The organism is Pseudoduganella sp. jia 9 (assembly GCF_055502615.1).
In genome coordinates this window covers 18,954-35,542 of the sequence record NZ_JBUPWE010000031.1, presented here as the reverse complement: position 1 = coordinate 35,542, position 16,589 = coordinate 18,954, and the positions used below count along the sequence as shown (strand labels likewise).

General features: G+C 68.0%; 14 protein-coding genes. 6 read left to right on the top strand and 8 right to left on the bottom strand.

What is annotated here, in order from left to right; all coding sequences use genetic code 11:
* Positions 1-50 precede the first annotated feature (50 nt).
* The 6 genes from ACY34H_RS29080 to ACY34H_RS29055 form a co-directional block, all read right to left on the bottom strand.
* Positions 51-338, bottom strand: coding sequence for a hypothetical protein (locus ACY34H_RS29080; protein WP_464980897.1), 288 nt, complete (start codon positions 336-338; stop codon positions 51-53).
* Positions 339-357: 19 nt separating this feature from the next.
* Positions 358-1,857, bottom strand: a complete 1,500-nt coding sequence (locus ACY34H_RS29075; RefSeq protein WP_464980896.1) for a PepSY domain-containing protein — start codon at positions 1,855-1,857, stop codon at positions 358-360.
* A 4-nt stretch (positions 1,858-1,861) separates the two neighbouring features.
* A complete protein-coding gene (locus ACY34H_RS29070; protein ID WP_464980895.1) occupies positions 1,862-4,003 on the bottom strand; it encodes a TonB-dependent receptor in 2,142 nt (713 codons plus the stop codon).
* Between the two features lie 79 nt (positions 4,004-4,082).
* Positions 4,083-4,472: a DUF2946 domain-containing protein gene (locus tag ACY34H_RS29065; RefSeq protein WP_464980894.1), complete on the bottom strand. Its 390-nt coding sequence runs from the start codon at positions 4,470-4,472 to the stop codon at positions 4,083-4,085.
* A gap of 42 nt (positions 4,473-4,514) precedes the next feature.
* Positions 4,515-5,840 carry an MFS transporter gene (locus ACY34H_RS29060; RefSeq protein ID WP_464980893.1) on the bottom strand — a complete coding sequence of 442 codons (1,326 nt, stop codon included), beginning with the start codon at positions 5,838-5,840 and terminating at the stop codon, positions 4,515-4,517.
* A gap of 36 nt (positions 5,841-5,876) precedes the next feature.
* The gene (locus tag ACY34H_RS29055) at positions 5,877-7,340 is read right to left on the bottom strand and encodes a DUF4214 domain-containing protein (protein WP_464980892.1); all 1,464 of its coding nucleotides are present in this window, start codon (positions 7,338-7,340) and stop codon (positions 5,877-5,879) included.
* Positions 7,341-7,526: 186 nt separating this feature from the next.
* On the opposite strand from ACY34H_RS29055, the gene ACY34H_RS29050 reads away from it, so the two are divergent.
* Both ACY34H_RS29050 and ACY34H_RS29045 read left to right on the top strand, forming a co-directional pair.
* Positions 7,527-7,898 (top strand): DUF6152 family protein, encoded by a 372-nt coding sequence (locus tag ACY34H_RS29050; protein WP_464980891.1) that lies wholly within the window; start codon positions 7,527-7,529, stop codon positions 7,896-7,898.
* Positions 7,898-8,404 (top strand): DUF6644 family protein, encoded by a 507-nt coding sequence (locus tag ACY34H_RS29045; protein ID WP_464980890.1) that lies wholly within the window; start codon positions 7,898-7,900, stop codon positions 8,402-8,404. The genes ACY34H_RS29050 and ACY34H_RS29045 overlap by 1 nt, the downstream gene beginning before the upstream one ends.
* On the opposite strand, the gene ACY34H_RS29040 is transcribed toward ACY34H_RS29045, so the two are convergent.
* Positions 8,395-8,640 (bottom strand): hypothetical protein, encoded by a 246-nt coding sequence (locus ACY34H_RS29040; RefSeq protein ID WP_464980889.1) that lies wholly within the window; start codon positions 8,638-8,640, stop codon positions 8,395-8,397. The genes ACY34H_RS29045 and ACY34H_RS29040 overlap by 10 nt on opposite strands.
* A 100-nt stretch (positions 8,641-8,740) precedes the next feature.
* Between ACY34H_RS29040 and ACY34H_RS29035 the strand changes: the two genes are divergently transcribed.
* Together ACY34H_RS29035 and ACY34H_RS29030 are read left to right on the top strand one after the other, a co-directional pair.
* Positions 8,741-9,481, top strand: a complete 741-nt coding sequence (locus ACY34H_RS29035; RefSeq protein ID WP_464980888.1) for a metallophosphoesterase family protein — start codon at positions 8,741-8,743, stop codon at positions 9,479-9,481.
* Between the two features lie 17 nt (positions 9,482-9,498).
* A complete protein-coding gene (locus ACY34H_RS29030) occupies positions 9,499-10,083 on the top strand; it encodes a hypothetical protein (protein WP_464980887.1) in 585 nt (194 codons plus the stop codon).
* An 89-nt stretch (positions 10,084-10,172) separates the two neighbouring features.
* Here the strand turns inward: ACY34H_RS29030 and ACY34H_RS29025 are convergent, their stop codons facing one another.
* Positions 10,173-11,051: a LysR family transcriptional regulator gene (locus ACY34H_RS29025; protein ID WP_464980886.1), complete on the bottom strand. Its 879-nt coding sequence runs from the start codon at positions 11,049-11,051 to the stop codon at positions 10,173-10,175.
* A 143-nt stretch (positions 11,052-11,194) separates the two neighbouring features.
* Between ACY34H_RS29025 and ACY34H_RS29020 the strand changes: the two genes are divergently transcribed.
* Complete coding sequence (locus tag ACY34H_RS29020) at positions 11,195-12,712, top strand: acetyl-CoA hydrolase/transferase family protein (RefSeq protein WP_464980885.1); 1,518 nt, start codon at positions 11,195-11,197, stop codon at positions 12,710-12,712.
* A 249-nt stretch (positions 12,713-12,961) separates the two neighbouring features.
* Positions 12,962-16,495 carry a patatin-like protein gene (locus ACY34H_RS29015; RefSeq protein ID WP_464980884.1) on the top strand — a complete coding sequence of 1,178 codons (3,534 nt, stop codon included), beginning with the start codon at positions 12,962-12,964 and terminating at the stop codon, positions 16,493-16,495.
* Positions 16,496-16,589 lie beyond the last annotated feature (94 nt).

Below are 16,589 nucleotides of genomic sequence, written 5' to 3'. Positions count from 1 at the left end.
GCATCGAATGTATTAACCGTTGCCTGAAGCATCGACCCCGCCTTCTGATGTCACTTCTGCGCAGCTTCAGAATCAGCCGCAAGCCCCCTGGCCAGCACCTCCGCCACGGTCGCATTCAAATCCTGCCCCGTCTCGGCGGCCAGCGCCTGCAACTGCTTCACCAGTTCGCTATTGAGCTTCACCGCGAACGGCACCAGCCCCAGCGCCTGGTCACGCTTGCGCTGCTCGCGCTTGTCGACGGCGGGTGCGACGGCATTGCCGAAAGCGGCGCCGCCCGGTGCTGCCGTTTTGCCCATCAGTTTCTTGGCATCGAATTTTGCCAGGTCGGTTTTCTTCATATCGTCGTCATCCTTGTCGTCATCCTCTAAAGGGCTGCATTCTACGCGCTGGCCACAGCCGGCGGCAGGCAATGATTGCCGCCGTCACGCTGAGCAGCAGTCCGCCGCCGCTCAGCAGGATGAGCAGCGCGATGCGCAGCCACCCGGCCGACAGCATCGAAGGCAGGTCCCAGCTGTGCAGCAGGTTGAACAGCCACCGTCCCACGCGCTGCGAACGGTCCGCACTCAATTCCAGCTGCCCCGTGCGCATGTCCACGTGCACCCACGTCGACGAGGGATCGCCGAACACCACGCGCAGCGCCGGCAGGCGCCGCTCGTTCCCGCCATACATCGACGCTTCATCGCGCAAGTAGTAATAGGCGTCATACGCGGTCAGCGTTTCAACCGAGGCCACCGGCCAGGGCATCACCCGCACGGCGGCGCGGCGCAGCTTTTCCTCCGGCCACGAACGAACGGCAACGAAGCCCTGGCCCGAAGCACGCACGATGCGCGTGTCATTGACGCCATCGCGCGCCAGAATAAACGGTTCCCCATCCAGCACGCGCCATTCCAGCTCGCGGGCCGCGAAGCCTTCGCGATCGAGCAGTGCCAGGACATCGGAGACGGCGAGGGGCAGCCGCGCCGCGGCCGGGCTGCCGCCCTGCATCGCCGCCACGTCCGGCTTCGCACCCTTCGCATCGAACATGCCGGCCGGGTTCATCGACATCAGTCCGCTGAACACCCAGGTGCACAGGATGGCGCCGAACGCGAGGCCGAGCATGTGATGCCAGCGCATGGCGGCCTCGCGGTACGGCGTGCGCGAGCCGTTCCGGTAGCGCCCCGCGAAGCGCCAGCGCCAGATGCCATTGGCGATGCCGGTGACGGAAGTGAATACGCCGATAGCGGAAATGGCGACCAGCGTCCACGTCCACACAGGATCGGTCGGCTGGTTCTTCAGCATGTACAGCCAGTGCAGCCAGGCGCCGACGTAGTTCCAGCCGCGCTCCGCGCGCGGTGCGTCGAGCACCACCTGCCCGGTGGCGGACGACACGTAGACGCGCGTCGCGGCCGCATCGTCCAGTTCGACGACATGCAGCGGCCGGTGCGGATTCAGGCCGCGCGCGTGCGTCCACCGGTCTTCGAACACCGTGCCTTCGTAGCGCGCCGGCGAGCCCGATGCGAACGCCGCTGCCGCACGCATGGCCTGGTCCGGGGCGGCAGCGGCACGCCGGCGGCCGGAGACGGCATCGACCGAGACCTGGGCGCCGGAGGAGCCCTGCAGCACGTAGTGCGGGGCGCCGCCGATCGACGTCAGCACCAGCGATGTCGCGTCGACCATGCCGCTGCGTTCCAGCGCCTGCGCGGGAGCGATGCAGCAGCCCGCCCGGTCGAGTGCCGGCAGGGCGGCCAGCCGTTCGGCCGGGGTCAGCTTCGGGTAGCCGACGAACAGCATCACGATGCCGCTGGCGAACCAGATGGCCATCAGCAGGCACATGGCGATGCCGGTCCAGCGGTGCACCAGGTAGACGTAGCGTTTCATGGGTTCAGAAGCGGTGGTGCACGATCAGGTCCAGCTTGCGGTGCGGCCCGTAGAACCATTGCTCGGGCATGTAGTAGGCGGTCGTGAAGTAGCGCTTGTCGAAAGCGTTCGCGGCGCGCAGCATGACGCTGGTGCGCGGCGCCGCCTGCCAGCGCAGCGACAGGTCGGTGACGGCGTAGCCCGGCATTTTCAGGGTGTTGGCGTTGTCGGCATTGCGTTCGCCCACATAGCGCAGGCCGGCGCTGGCCGTCCAGGCGGGGATGAAATCCCAGTGCAGCCATGCGTTGGCGAGGCGTTTCGGCACGTCCGGCGGGGTATTGCCGGCGCGCGAGACGGCCTGGCCGGCGGACGATTCGTTGAAATCCTCGAAGCGGGCGCGCAGCAGCGAAGCGTTGGCTTCGATGCGCCAGCCGGGGGCCAGCGCCGCCATCACCGTGGCCTCGATGCCGCGCGACGAGCGCTCGCCTACCTGCAGGCTTTGGGAAGGATTGGCCGAATCGCGCGTGAGCAGGTTGTTCTTGCTGATGTCATAGACCGCCAGCGTCCATTCGCCGCCGTTCGCGAACGCGTGCTTGACGCCCACTTCGAGCTGGCGCCCGGTCGCGTTGTCGAACCGGCTGTTGCTGGTCGACAGGAAGAGCAGGGCGCCGATCGGGTCCGCCGCCCTGGCGTACTGGCCGTAGACCGCCAGCGCCGGCGTGGCCTGGAACACGGTGCCGAGGCGCCAGCCCACGTTGGTGAAGGTGCGCTCGTAGGCCTGTTTGCTGGCGACGAGATCGTCGCGGGCCAGTTCCGCATGGTCGTAGCGCAGGCCGGCCAGTATCGACCACTTCTGCGTCAATTGCAGCCGATCCTCGGCGAACAGCGCATATTGTTTGGCTTTCGTGTGGTAGCGCGGGATCGTCGGCACGGGGCTGGCGAAATTGCCGGGGACCGGATCGAACAGGTCGACGGAAGGCACGCTGCCGACGTAGGTGTTGTTGGTGTGCGTGAAGTCCGAGGAATTGATGTCGAAGCCAAGTGACACCTGGTTGGCCAGGCCGAGCAGGATGCCCTTGACCGCCATGTCGGTGGTGTTGCCGGTCTGCGATTGATCGTGATAAATCTCGGTGGCGTCGGCGCGGTCGAGCAGGCCCGTTGCGGCGTTGTAGTAATAGCCTTCCACGTCGCGCCAGTGGCGGTCGCTGCCGATGCGGTAGAAGCGGCTGCGCACGGTCGTGGCGTCGTTCGGCCGCCAGTGCACCATCGCGTCGGTCCAGCGGTCGTCGAACTGCATCACGCTGTCGGCCACGTTGTAGTTCTTGTCGGCGATGGCCGGCACCGGCTTGCCGTCGACCAGCGGCGTGCCGAAGTAGCGCATCGGTTCCTGCCGGCCACGGGCGGTGGAGAGGCGGATGTTCAGCGTGGGCGAGACGTCGAAGCGCAGGGCGGCGGAGATCGCGCGGTTGCTGTATTCGCCCATGTCCACCCAGCCGTCGGCGCGCTCGGTGCTGGCGTCGATGCGGTACGACCAGCGCTCGTCGATCGCGCCGCCGCTGCCGAAGGCGGCGCGGCGGCTGTGTTCGTTGCCGATACCGAGTTGCAGCTCGTGCTCGGGCGCGCCGCGCGTCGGCTGCTTCGGGATCACGTTGATGACGCCGCCGATGGCGCCGTCGCCATGGATCACCGAAGCGGGGCCGCGCAGCACCTCGATGCGTTCGACCGACCAGGTATCGAACGGGAAGGTGAGCCCGGCGCCGCCGTACTGGCGCATGCCGTCGTACAGGCGCATGACGGACGTGGTGTCGGTGAAGCCGCGCGCGGCCACCGAGGAGTTGCCGTTGCCGGGGTGCGGCATGGCGCTGATGCCCGGCGCGCGGGTGATGGCGTCGAGCAGGCTGGTGTCGCCGCGCTCTTCCAGTTGCTTGCGGGTGATGATGTCGATGCTGGCCGGCGTGTCGAAGCGGCTCAGGTCGAGGTTCGAGCCGGTGCCGGCTTGCGCGTCCAGGCCGCCCTGGTTGGCGCGCGAGGTGACGTAGACGGTCGGCAGCGTGGCGTCCTGGGCCTGGACGGCGCAGGGGATCGAGGCGGCGGCCAGCAGGCAGCAAAGGGGCAGTGCGGACAGGCGGACGCGCGCCGGCACAGGCGCGATGGTGGCGATGTTCATGGTGGTTCTGCTATCGGTGATCGGTTGCCGCATGCGCGGCAGGGCGGCTGAAACAGGTCAGCCGTTCGGGAAAATACGATCAGGCGGGCAGGGGCGGGCCGCGCGGCTTGGCGGCGGCCCAGGTGAACAGCGGAGAATGGGAGTGGTAGAACAGCGCGGGCCGCGGCGCGGCGATCTTGCCCGGCGCGGTCAGGGCGATGGTGACGGGCAGGACCGGCGTATCGGCCTGCAGGCGGCAATAGGCGCAATCGTCCATGTGGCCGATGGCCTTGTCTTCCTGGCCCTGCATGCCGGAATAGCTGATGCCGGCATAGCTCATGCCGCTGGGGGCGCAGATCTCGGCCATCATGATGTTGCCGATCCGGTCGCTGGCCATGGCGCGCGACAGCGAAGGCATCAATGCAGCGGCCAGGATGGCTGCGAAAGCCATCCAGGTGAAGCAGTTGCGCCAGTGCCGGGATCTGAACATGCCGTCATTCTAGCAGCGCATGGCACTTTGCCAACATGGACTTCAGGCCTGCCGTGCGCTCTCCTTCATGGCCAGCGCGACCACGACGCCCAGCGCGCACAGTGCCATCACGTAGTACGCCGGCGCCAGCGGCTGGTATTTCAGCATCAGCGTCACCATCACCGGCGTCAGCCCGCCGAAGACGGCATACGACAGGTTGTAGGAAAACGAAATGCCGGAAAAGCGCACCGCCGCCGGGAAGGCGCGCACCATCACGCCCGGCACCACGCCGACCACGCCGACGGACAAGCCCAGCGCGGCGTACAGCGGCAGCAGCAGGTCGGGGCGCTCGGCCAGTGTGGTGTAGAACACCCAGGTGCAGGCGCCGAGCAGCAGCGCCCCGCACAGCAGCACGGGCCGCGCGCCGAAGCGGTCGGCCAGCGCGCCCGCGGCGACGCAGCCGAACGCCAGGCACAGCGTGGCCAGCGCGTTGGCTTCCAGCGCCGTGCGGGCGTCGAAGTCGTAGACTTTCTGCAGCAGTGCCGGCGTCATCAGGATGACGACGACGATGGCGGCGGACAGCATCCAGGTCAGCAGCATCGACAGCACGACAGCGCGCCGGTGCTCGCGCAGCACGGCCTTCAGCGGCAGTTCGGCGGCCAGCGCCTTGCGCTGCTGCAGTTCGGTGAACACCGGCGTTTCATGCAGCCAGCGCCGCAGGTACATCGCGCCCAGGCCGAAGATGCCGCCCAGCAGGAAGGGAATGCGCCAGCCGAAGGACTGCACCTGTTCCGCCGTGAACCAGCCGTGGATGCCGGTTGCCATCAGCGAGCCGAGCAAAATGCCGAAGGTGAGGCCGGCGGTCAGCGTGCCGCAGGCGTAGCCGATGCGCCGCGCCGGCACGTGTTCGGACACGAACACCCAGGCGCCGGGCACCTCGCCGCCCACCGCCGCACCCTGCAGCACGCGGAACAGCAGCAGCAGCAGCGGCGCGGCCAGGCCCACGCTGGCGTAGGTGGGCAGCAGGCCGATCATCAGGGTCGGCACCGCCATCATGACGATCGACAGGTTGAACATCTTCTTGCGGCCCAGCAGGTCGCCGAAGTGGGCCATCACCATGCCGCCCAGCGGCCGCACCACGTAACCGGCGGCGAAGATGCCGAAGGTCTGGAACAGGCGCAGCCAGTCCGGCATCGACGGCGGGAAGAACAGGGCGCCGATGGTGGTGGCGAAGAACACGAAGATGATGAAGTCGTAGAACTCCAGCGCACCGCCCAGCGCCGCCAGCGACAGCGTCTTGTAGTCCTGCCGGGTGAGCGGACGGGATGGCGGGCGGGCGCCCCCGCCGGGGCTGGAAGCGGTGCCGCGTTCCGTGTGATTGCCGTGCATTGCGCCTTGTTTCCTTACATTTTTCCGTACATTTCCTTAATACGGAAGATACGCGATTCCGCTTGCAATGGATGCACTGACATCGTCGCGGTGTTCCGTGCTGTCGGAAAAGTCCACCAGCATGTGCGCGCGGTCGGTATCGCCGCTTTCCAGCGCGCCGGCCCAGTAATCGTACCCGGCCTTGTCCGCAGCGCGGTGCAGCACGTTCTGGTACAGCAGTTCGACGAACTTGCCGTTGTCCACCTGGCCGCCGTACAGCGTGGCGAATTCCTGGCTGGCGATGAATTCGCGGCTGGCGTCCAGCAGCGTGGCGCCGCCGTCCAGCGCTGAGATCCAGAAGCCCAGCCCGGCCTGGTCCGGCGCGCGGTCGAAGGCCGAGAGGTAGAGCCGGTAGGCCTGGCCGGCGTTGCCTTCCCTGTCGAAGGCGAGCGCGCCGTCGGCGTACTCGATGCGTTCGACATTGGTCAGCGTATCGCGCGCGCCGCTCGCCGCCGTGGTCGTGAACAGTGCTTCGGCGGTGACCGTCAGGCCGTAGTCGCCGCGCTTGCCGGCATAGACGACGGTATCGACGCCGCTGCCGCCTTCGAGGAAATGCGAGCCGGACAACACGTTGACGACGTCGTTGCCGGTACCGGCATGGACGTGCAGCCGCCCGCCGCCGCCGGCGATCGTCACCGTGTCGTTGCCGGCGCCCGAGGCGACTGCAACGGAGTCGTGCAGCGTGTCGGGCAGTTCCACGCGGATCGTATCGTCGCCGGAAAGGGCCGCGGGATTGGCCAGCAGGCTGGCGTCGAAGTCCGTCTCGCCATCGACCACGATCGCGGCGCCGGCCACGCGGACATGGGCGCCGTCGTGGAATTCGATGGCGGCATCGGTGAGCACGCCGCCGCCGGTTCCCTCGGCAATGGCGGCCACGTCGAACGTGCCCGCCAGCGTCGCGCTGCGCAGGAAAGCGTCCGCCTGCAGCGTGATGCTGCGCACCTGGCCGGTGACCGTGCCGGCGGCATCGGCCCGCAGCAGGCCGTCGAATGCCAGGCGGAGATTGCCGATATCGGTGTCGTACAGGGGCGAAGCCGGGTCGTACTGCGTGGACACGGCGCCGGAGGTGGTGAGGGCGGTGACGCTGTTCATCACCAGCCTGTCGCCGCCGGTGGCCGTGAAGACGAACTGGTAATCGCCCGCCTGCGTGACGCTCACCGCGCCCGGCTGCTGGTAGGCGATGCCGGTGGCGGAAGCGTAGAAGCGGCTGTCGGCGCCCAGGAACGGAAACGTGGCGCCGGTGAAGGTCAGCGTGGCGCCGCCAGCGAGGAACAGCTTGAACGACGCGTCGGCTTCCTGGCGCCAGGTCAGCACAGAGTCGTCGTCCAGCATCGCCAGCGGCGCGAGGCTGTCGCCCAGCTGTTCGAGCAGCGCCGTGGCGTCGATGGATGAGGTACCGGTGGCCATTGCGTGCAGCTGGTTTTCAGTGGCCTGGGTCAGTTTGATGTCGATGGTCGCCATGGTTTTTTCAATTGTCGATGGGGAAGCGGCAGCTTAGCGGCACGCTGCATTTCAGGCAACAAAATTATGCTAATGAAATAATTGGTGAGAATCGATGCAGGCCGTCCGAGCGCCGCACGCCGTACTGCTTGCACTTTCGACCCGTTCCGCTAAAGTGCCGGGGTACCTACACTGCAGGAGAGACCCGTGAAACGATCCCTGAAGCGATCCCTCGTAGCATTTGTACTGTCCCTTGGCGCCGCCGCTACCGCTTTCGCCCACCACGGCTGGAGCGAATACAACGCCGACAAGCCCCTGACCCTGACCGGGACCATCGCTGAAAGCGGCTATTCGCAGCCGCATGGCCATGTCGAGCTGAAGACCGCCGACAAGACCTGGCATGTGGTGCTGGCGCCGCCGTCGCGGATGGAGAGCCGCGGCTTGCCGAAGGATGCGCTGGCCAGCGGCGGGCAGGCTACCGTCTACGGCTATCCGCACCGCAGCAAGGACGGCGAACTGCGCGCCGAACGCATCACCGTCAAGGACCAGGGCAAGGACAAGACGGTCGAGCTGCGCTGATGGTGGAAGGCTGGTTGACGCGGCAGCTGGCGCCGCCGGCCGAATGGCTGGCCGCCACGCCGGTGGCGGTGGCGATGCGCGACGGCGTCTGGCTGTATCCCATCGTCGAGACGGTGCACATCGCCGGTTTTGCCATCCTGGTGGGCGCGGTGGCCATGTTCGATCTGCGCCTGCTCGGCTGCGCACGCCGCCTGCCGGTCGATGCGCTGGCGGCACACCTGCTGCGGTGGGCGGTAGCCAGCCTGCTGCTGGTCGTGCCGGCCGGGCTGCTGCTGTTCGCCAGCGCGCCGGGCGATTACCTGTCGAACCGCACGTTCGGCGTGAAGCTGGCGCTGATCGTGCTGGCCGGCGCCAATGCGCTGGCGTTCCACGTTGGGGTGTACCGCGGCGTGGCCGGGTGGAACGTGGCGACGCCCGCGCCGCTGCCCGCGCGGGCGCATGCGCTGCTGTCGCTGCTGCTGTGGTTCGGCGTGATCGCCTGCGGGCGCCTGCTGGCCTACACCTGAGAGTTGCCCTGGCCGGAGCCGGCAAGCTTCTTGTCGAGGTATTCGCGGGCGATACGGGCGGCGCCCGCCTCGGCATCGGCACGGCTGGCGAAGCGCTGCTCGGCGGTGAAGCGGTCGCTCCACGTATCGACGTGCCCCTTGATGATGATCGTGCAGTGCCATTGGTGATCGTGCGCGGCCGCCGTGTCTTCATACTCTTCCGTGCGGATCGTGTAATTCCGGTAGTCGAATTCCATTGCCAGTTCCTCAGCCGGTTGCCTGTAAAGTGGCCAATGTAGCATCGCGCGCCGTCTCGCGCCGCCCGCTTATACTGATGGAACGACCAGGGAGCACACCATGAAGATCGCGGCAATCTCGGATATCCACGGCAATCTCGGCGCACTGGAAGCGGTGCTGGCCGATATCGAACGGCGCGGCGCGACCGTGACGGTGAACCTGGGCGACATCGTGTCCGGCCCGCTGCAACCCTGCGAAACGGCCGAGCGCCTGATGGCGCTGGACATGCCGACGATCGCCGGCAACCACGAACGCCAGGTGCTGATGCACGTGCCGGAAAGGATGGCTGCGTCGGACCGCTTCGCGCATGAACGGATCACCGAGGTGCAGCGTGCGTGGATCCACTCGCTGCCCGCCACGCTGCGGCTGACGGACGACGTGCTGCTGGTGCACGGCACGCCGTCGTCCGACGTGGTGTACTGGACCGAGACCGTCACCGAGGCCGGCCAGCGCGCCGCCACGCACGACGAAGTGCTGGCGCACGCCGGCGATGCGCGCGCCTCGCTGATCCTGTGCGGCCACACGCACGTGCCGCGCAGCGTGCGGCTCGACGACGGGCGCCTGGTCGTCAACCCCGGCAGCGTGGGCCTGCAGGCCTACGACGACGACCATCCGTTCCCGCACGCATCGGAAAACCTGACGCCGCACGCCCGCTACGCGATCGTCGAGCGCACCGCGGCCGGCTGGCTGGTCGAGCACATCGCCGTGCCGTACGACTGCGAGTTTGCCGCACTGCTGGCCGACAGCAACGGGCGCCCGGACTGGGCGCATGCGCTGCGCACCGGGCGCATGCCGGCGTGAGGCGCGCGGGAATGCCCATGGCCGCTCGCCCCAGCCTCCCGGTGCTGGCATCCTGGTTGCTTGCCATGATGATGGCCTTGCCTGGCGGCCATGCCGGCGCCGCACCGGCGGGCATGCAGCGTGTGAACGCTATCGAAGCGGAACAAGTCGATCGCCTGCTGTCGCTGGCGAAAGAGCCGGACCGGATGACTCCCGACAGGATCGAAAGACTGTTCGAGGCCAGGCTGATCCAGCATCCCTGCGATGCGTCCAGCTGGACGTGCCATTGGGTGCGTGACTCCCGGGGAATCGCTTCGGGCATCACCAATGTCATCTTGCCGAATCCCGCACGCGGCAAATACCAGACCGGCGGATGGCTCATGCTCGAGATCGAAAAAACCAGCTGCATTCCGCTGCAGGAGATCGCCGGCCGGTTGCAGGCGAAGCCCTCGGTGCCGTCGGCCCCTCCCACATTCCTGTCGTTCTCGCCGGACGACGGTGCGGAACCCGAACTGATGCGGGTATTCAGCGATATCCCGGGCATGGACAAGCAGGTCGAGGTAGTCGCATGGATGGCCAGCGGATGCCTGGTGCGCCTGGAGCTGAGGGCACTGATCAGGTGATGGCGCGATCAGGTGATGGCGCGATCAGGTGATGGCGCGATCAGGGAACGCCGTGTGCCGCGCCGTACGAAACGCGCGGCAGTGCGCCTCTAGCCCAGCACCTCGGCGCTCACGTCCAGCCAGGCCCGCGCGGCGTGCGACAGGTACCGCCCGCTCCATACATGGGCGACCTGCCACGCCACTTCCGGTTCGACGATGCGCACCGCCTGCAGCGCGTCGTCGCCCAGCCGGTCGATGAACGGTTCCGGCAGCAGCGCCACGCCGATGCCGGCCGACGCCATTTCCACCAGCCAGTCCCACTGGCCGCTCTGCGCCGCCACCGCCGGTTCGAAGCCGGCCTGGGCGAAGGCGCGGCGCAGCGCGCGGGTCAGCGCGAAGTCGTCGGTCAGCAGCACCAGCGGCAGGTCCTTCAGCGCGGACAGCTTCAGCGTGCGCCGCTGGCGCTGGAAGGTGCCGCCGGCGGCCAGCGCCCACATCGGGTAGCTGGCCACCGGCAGCGTCTGCACCGGCAGGGCGGGGTCGGCAGGCAGCACCGTCATGCCGATCTCCAGTTCGCCGGCCGCCACCAGCCGCTCGACGTTCTGGCCGGTTTCCTCGCGCAGCACCAGCGCGATATCCGGATGGCGCTCGCGGAACGCCTTCAGCACCGGCGTGAACAGCAGGTTGATCATCGGCGGAATGCCGACCGTCAGCGTGCCGCGGCGCACGGCCTGCACGTCGCGTACCTCGGCCGCCAGCGTGCGCATCGTCGCCAGCATTTCCTCGCCGCGCTGGAACACCACGCGGCCCGTATCGGTCAGGCCGAGCCGGCGCCCGTCGCGCACGAACAGCGGCGTGCCCAGCTCTTCCTCGAGCTGGTGCACCATCTTGCTGATCGTCGACTGGGTCACGTGCAGCAGTTCGGCCGCCTGGGTAAAGCTGGACAGGCGGGCGGTTTCAACGAAGTAGCGCAGCGAGCGGATATCCATGGGGCGGACTTTGGTAAGAACAAAGAATACAAATATAAATGCAGCTATGAATTTTGCGAATGGATTTCGTGAATATAAGTCATATTATCCATGAATAGCGAACCTATACTCCGCTGATCGAACAAAGAATAGTGGAGGACACCATGATCGACCGACAAGTGCGGGAACAAGCGCGGGAACGTATCCGCCGCCCTGAATTGCTGGCCCGCATCCAGGGCGCCGAACAGGCCGCGCTGCTGTTCGAGCCGGGCATGACGGTGGGCATGAGCGGCTTTACCAAGGCCGGCGATGCCAAGGCGCTGCCGCGCGCGCTGGTCGAGCGGGCCCGCGAACGGCCGCTGGGCCTGACGCTGATCACCGGCGCCTCGCTGGGCAACGACAGCGACGGCATGATGGCCAATGCAGGCGTGATTGCGCGCCGCCTGCCGTTCCAGGCCGATGCCTCGCTGCGCCGCAAGATCAATACCGGCGAAGTGATGTTCGTCGACCAGCACCTGTCGGAAACGGCCGAACAGCTGCGCAGCGGTGCGCTGCCGCGCATCGACATCGCCGTCATCGAGGCCTGCGCGATCCGCGAGGATGGCGCGATCGTGCCGACCATGGCGGTGGGCAACAGCGCCAGCTTCGTGCAGGGGGCGCGGCAGGTGATCGTCGAGCTGAACCTGGCGGCGCCGGCATCGCTGGAAGGCTTGCACGATATTTACGTGCCGCGCCCGCGCCCGGCACGCGAGCCGATTCCGCTGACGCGTGCCGGCCAGCGCATCGGCACCACCGCGATCGCGATCGACCCGGAGCGCATCGCCGCCATCGTCGTCACCGACAGCCCGGACAGCCCGTCGTCCGTGCTGCCGCCCGATGCGCAGACCGATGCGATCGCGCGGCATGTGATCGCCTTCCTGGAAGGCGAAGTCGCGGCCGGCCGCATGAGTGCCGAGCTGCTGCCGCTGCAGGCCGGCATCGGCACCATCGCCAACGCGGTGCTGCACGGCCTCACGGAGTCCTCGTTCCGCAATCTGGCCATGTATTCCGAGGTGTTGCAGGACAGCGCCATCGCGCTGCTCGAATCGGGGCAGCTGGCGCTGGCGTCGGCGTCGTCGATCACGCTGTCGGCGGCGATGCACGAACGCTTTCTGTCGAACCTGGAGCGTTACCGCGACCGCATCGTGCTGCGCCCGCAGGAAATCAGCAACCACCCGGAGATCGTGCGGCGGCTCGGCATCATCGGCCTGAACACGGCGCTGGAATTCGACATCTACGGCAACGTGAACTCCACCCACGTGGGCGGTACCAACATGATGAACGGCATCGGCGGTTCCGGCGACTTCGCCCGCAACGGCGAGCTGGCGATCTTCGTCAGCAAGTCCGAAGCGAAGGATGGCGCGATCTCCAGCGTGGTGCCGATGGTGGCGCACGTGGACCATACGGAACACGACGTGGACGTGCTGGTGACCGAATGGGGCCTGGCCGACCTGCGCGGCCTGGCGCCGCGCGAGCGGGCACCGCTGATCATCGAGCGCTGCGCCCACCCGGACTACCGCGCGCCGCTGCGCGACTATTACGAGCGCGCCCTGCTGCGCGGCGGGCATACCCCGCACGTGCTGGAAGAGGCGCTGGCGTGGCACGAGCGGTACCGGCGTACGGGGACGATGACGGCCGCCTGATCCGGCTGTGCTCCCGGCATGCCCGGCGTGCCAAGCGTGCCAAGCATGCGACGCGGAGACGGATGTATGGTTTTGGTCACAAGCGTTGCTTGGTCTTGCCTACGCCGCGGCGATTTGATAGCTTTCATTTCACTATCGGTCATTCGCCACCGATAAGGCCTTGCCCCGTGCAGGGCTGGGCCATCCGTCGCGGCATGCGGACGAGCCCTGGCATGCAGATTGCGGTCCGCCTATCACGGGGGAGCAGCCATGCAACAGACTGGACGGGGGGATACGCCTGCGGCATCCGCGACACCCGCGACATCCACAGCACCCACGGCGCCGGGAACAACGACGCAGGGCCTGCGCTACGATGCCGAAATCCGCTTCGGCATCGTGATGTATGGCGGCGTATCGCTGGCCATCTACATCAACGGCGTGACGAACGAGCTGTACGAGATGTGCTGCGCGACGCCGCGCGACGGCTTCGTGCTTGAGCCGTCCAGCGAACCGTCGACGCGCGACATCTTCCGGCGTATCGCTTATCTGTGCGGCAATCCGGAACTGCGCCAGCGCTATGCGGCGAAGCTGCGCCGCAACCGGGACCAGTGTGCTCCCGGCAGCACCCCCGCCGAGGCGTGGGATGCCGCGGACGAGGCAAGCTTCGCACCGACCCGTTTCGTCGTCGATGTCGTTTCCGGCACGTCGGCGGGCGGCATCAACGGCGTCTTCCTGGCCAAGGCCCTGGCCAACGGTGAGCAGTTCGGCGCCCTGAAGGACCTGTGGGTGAACGAAGGCGATATCGGCCTGCTGCTCAACGACCGGCGCTCGTACGCCGACATCGGCGATGCGCGGCGGGGCGACAAGCCCGCCTCGCTGCTCAACAGCGACCGCATGTACATCAAGCTGCGCCAGGCGCTGGAAGCGATGGCGCCGGTGCCGCTGCGCAGCGCGCCGGCCGATGGCGGCTCGCCGTTCGCCGACGAACTGGACCTGTTCGTGACCACCACCGACATCGCCGGCTCGGTGGTGCCGATCCGCCTGTTCGACAAGGTGGTGCACGAGCGGCGCCACAAGCAGAGCTATCAGTTCAGTTATCCGAACGGTATCACCGGCAACGACTTCCGTGCCGATAACAACGCGTTCCTGGCGTTCGCCGCGCGCTGCACGTCGTCGTTCCCGTTCGCGTTCGAACCGATGAACCTGCACACGGTCACGCGGCTGGCGGGCAAGGTGGCCGGCGTGGATACCGCGCGCTGGAACGGCTTCTTCCCGAACCTGCCGAAGGACGAAATCGCCAGCAACGCGCACGTGCACCGCGCCTTCGGCGACGGCGGCTACCTTGACAACAAGCCGTTCAGCTACGTGGCCGACGTGCTGGCCCGGCGCGTCGCCGACGTGCCCATCGAGCGCAAGCTGCTGTACGTGGAACCGTCGCCGCAGCGGCTCGATCCGGCCGCGATGGCGCCCGCTCCGGCCGACCAGCCCGATGCGCTGTCCAATTCGATCGCGGCGCTGACCTCGATCCCCATGTACGAGACGATCAGGGAAGACCTGCAGGCGGTACTGAAGCGCAACCGCCGGATCGAGCGGGTCGAGCGCATCGTGCGGCTCGGCGAAGCGGATATCGAACGCGGGCTGCGCCAGGCCGGCGAGAACGAGCGCCGCGTGCTGGCCGGCCGCGACTGGGCCAGCCTGACGCTGCGCGAGCAGCTGGCGATCCATGGCACCGCGTTCGCGCCCTACCTGCGGCTGCGGGTCGTGGCGGTGACCGATATCCTGGCGGACCGCCTGGCCGAACGCTGGGCCATCGACAGCGATTCCGACTACCACTACGCGCTGCGCGCGCTGGTGCGTGCCTGGCGCGAAAGCCAGTTCGACGACGGCGGCAGCGAAGGCCGTGCCACGGTCAACGCCTTCCTCGTCGCCTACGACCTGGAATACCGGCTGCGCCGGCTGGGTCTCATGCTGCGCAAGACCGACCAGCTGATCCGCATCTATGGCAAGTACCGCGCCCGCGCCGGCATGGAAGGCGGCGCGGCGCCGCCGCCGCCCGTTGCGCTGTCGGAATCGGACCAGCAGCTGCTCGGCCGCCTGGCCGGCTGCCAGCCGCGCGACGGCATGCCCGGCCTGGATGTGGTGCTGGACGTGCTGCGCGCCTTGCAGGCGCTGCGCGCGAACCTGGCGGACATTCGCGCGGCCATGACGAAGCAACGCTGCGAGCAGGGCAGGGCGCGCGATGGCGAGACGGACCCGCTGCTGCGCGCCGAACTGCTGCTCCTGCTCGGCATGATCCTGGGCGAGCCGGTGACGGGGGAGCCGGCCGTGACCGACATCCATGGCCAGCGCCAGCGGGTGCGGCTCGATGCCGTGCCGGAGCGGGTGGCGTCGAGTTCGCGCACCCTGCAGGAAGCCGTGCTGACGCGCGCCAAGGCCTTGCTTGACACCGCGGGGGGCGCCAGCCCGACGCGCATCCAGGCGGCCCTCGAACGGTCGATCACGTCGATGCGGCTCGACGCGGGCACGCCGGGCCGGCCGGGAGAGGCGATGCTGTCGAACGTGGCGGCGCGCATCTGGAAGATACTGGGCAAGCCAGCCGAGGCGGCGGGCCCGGCGGCGCAGGCAGCGCAGTCAGCGCCGCCGGTGGTGGCGCCGGTGGCCCGCGACGCCGGCGAAGCCCGGCCGCTCGACGGGGAACTGGCCGCGCTGAACACGCCCGCCGGCACCGCGCTGCGCGCGCTGCTGAGCGAGTACTACCTGCGCTTCGATTCGTTCGACCAGATCGGTTTTCCGCTGTACTTCGATACCGGCACCGGCGAACCTGCCACCGTGGAAGTGGCGCGCGTCAGCCCGCAGGACGCCGTCAACCTGATCGACGAGCGCAACGATCCGCGCCAGCGCAGGAAACTGGCCGGCACCGCGCTGGCGAATTTCGGCGCCTTCCTGGACCGGCGCTGGCGGCTGAACGACGCCATGTGGGGCCGGCTCGATGGTGCCGAGCGGCTGATCCGCGTGCTGCTGCCGATGGCCGATGCGGACACCCGGCTGATCCGCGAGGAGCTGACCGAGCGCGCCCACGGCCTGATCCTGCGCCAGGAACTGCTGCCGGGCGGGCAGGGCAAGCTCGCCGAGCTGTTCTGCGAGGCGATGGGGCGGATCCCGGCCGGCACGCCGCGGGCGGAGATCGACGCACTGCTGGCCAGGCTGGCGCTGGACTCGCTGCGCGGCCGCGAGAACCTGGCCGGCTGCCTGACGGCGATCCTCGGCGAGGAGGGGCTGCTCGATTACGTGCGCAACGATCGCGATATCGACCGCAATCCCGATCCGAAGACCACGCTGGCCAGTGGGGCACGGGCCGTCAGCGTGATGGGCAAGGTGCTGGAAGGGGTGGCGGCCCGGCATGGCGCCGGCACGGCGGGGCCGCGCTGGCTGGCCAGGATGGGCCTCGTGCTGCAGGGCACCGTCGCGGTCTCGCTGCCGGGCACGCTGCGGCACCGCTGGTGGACCCACGCGCTCAAGCTGCTGTATGCGTTCGAGGTCATGCTCTTCCTGCTGGCGCTGCCTTTCGGCGACGGCGCCACGCGCACGCTGGCGATCAGCGCGCTGGCGGTGACGGTGCTGCTGCACCTGCTGACGCTGGTCATGGGCGACCTGCTGCGCGCCCGGCGGCGCTGGCAGCGCTGGCTGCTGGCCGCGGCCATCATCGGCATTGTCACCCTTGCCGTGCTGGGCCTGCTGGTGCTGGGCTTCCACCTTTCCGGCTGGCGACTGGCGCCCCCTGTGGAGATCATCGTGGCGAAATGAAAACATTGGACTCTCCGACCGGGTGATGGCGATCTCTGCCATTGGTAATGGCTATTGGGCTGATTTAATTAATTAGCTTTTCCAATGCCATGCT

Excerpts from the sequence above, each read along its gene's own strand:
- ACY34H_RS29025 (WP_464980886.1), bottom strand. The coding sequence starts at position 11,051 with ATGGATATCCGCTCGCTGCGCTACTTCGTTGAAACCGCCCGCCTGTCC.
- ACY34H_RS29020 (WP_464980885.1), top strand. The coding sequence starts at position 11,195 with ATGATCGACCGACAAGTGCGGGAACAAGCGCGGGAACGTATCCGCCGC.
- ACY34H_RS29075 (WP_464980896.1), bottom strand. The coding sequence starts at position 1,857 with ATGAAACGCTACGTCTACCTGGTGCACCGCTGGACCGGCATCGCCATG.
- ACY34H_RS29070 (WP_464980895.1), bottom strand. The coding sequence starts at position 4,003 with ATGAACATCGCCACCATCGCGCCTGTGCCGGCGCGCGTCCGCCTGTCC.
- ACY34H_RS29015 (WP_464980884.1), top strand. The coding sequence starts at position 12,962 with ATGCAACAGACTGGACGGGGGGATACGCCTGCGGCATCCGCGACACCC.
- ACY34H_RS29040 (WP_464980889.1), bottom strand. The coding sequence starts at position 8,640 with ATGGAATTCGACTACCGGAATTACACGATCCGCACGGAAGAGTATGAA.
- ACY34H_RS29080 (WP_464980897.1), bottom strand. The coding sequence starts at position 338 with ATGAAGAAAACCGACCTGGCAAAATTCGATGCCAAGAAACTGATGGGC.
- ACY34H_RS29060 (WP_464980893.1), bottom strand. The coding sequence starts at position 5,840 with ATGCACGGCAATCACACGGAACGCGGCACCGCTTCCAGCCCCGGCGGG.
- ACY34H_RS29055 (WP_464980892.1), bottom strand. The coding sequence starts at position 7,340 with ATGGCGACCATCGACATCAAACTGACCCAGGCCACTGAAAACCAGCTG.
- ACY34H_RS29065 (WP_464980894.1), bottom strand. The coding sequence starts at position 4,472 with ATGTTCAGATCCCGGCACTGGCGCAACTGCTTCACCTGGATGGCTTTC.
- ACY34H_RS29045 (WP_464980890.1), top strand. The coding sequence starts at position 7,898 with ATGGTGGAAGGCTGGTTGACGCGGCAGCTGGCGCCGCCGGCCGAATGG.
- ACY34H_RS29030 (WP_464980887.1), top strand. The coding sequence starts at position 9,499 with ATGGCCGCTCGCCCCAGCCTCCCGGTGCTGGCATCCTGGTTGCTTGCC.
- ACY34H_RS29035 (WP_464980888.1), top strand. The coding sequence starts at position 8,741 with ATGAAGATCGCGGCAATCTCGGATATCCACGGCAATCTCGGCGCACTG.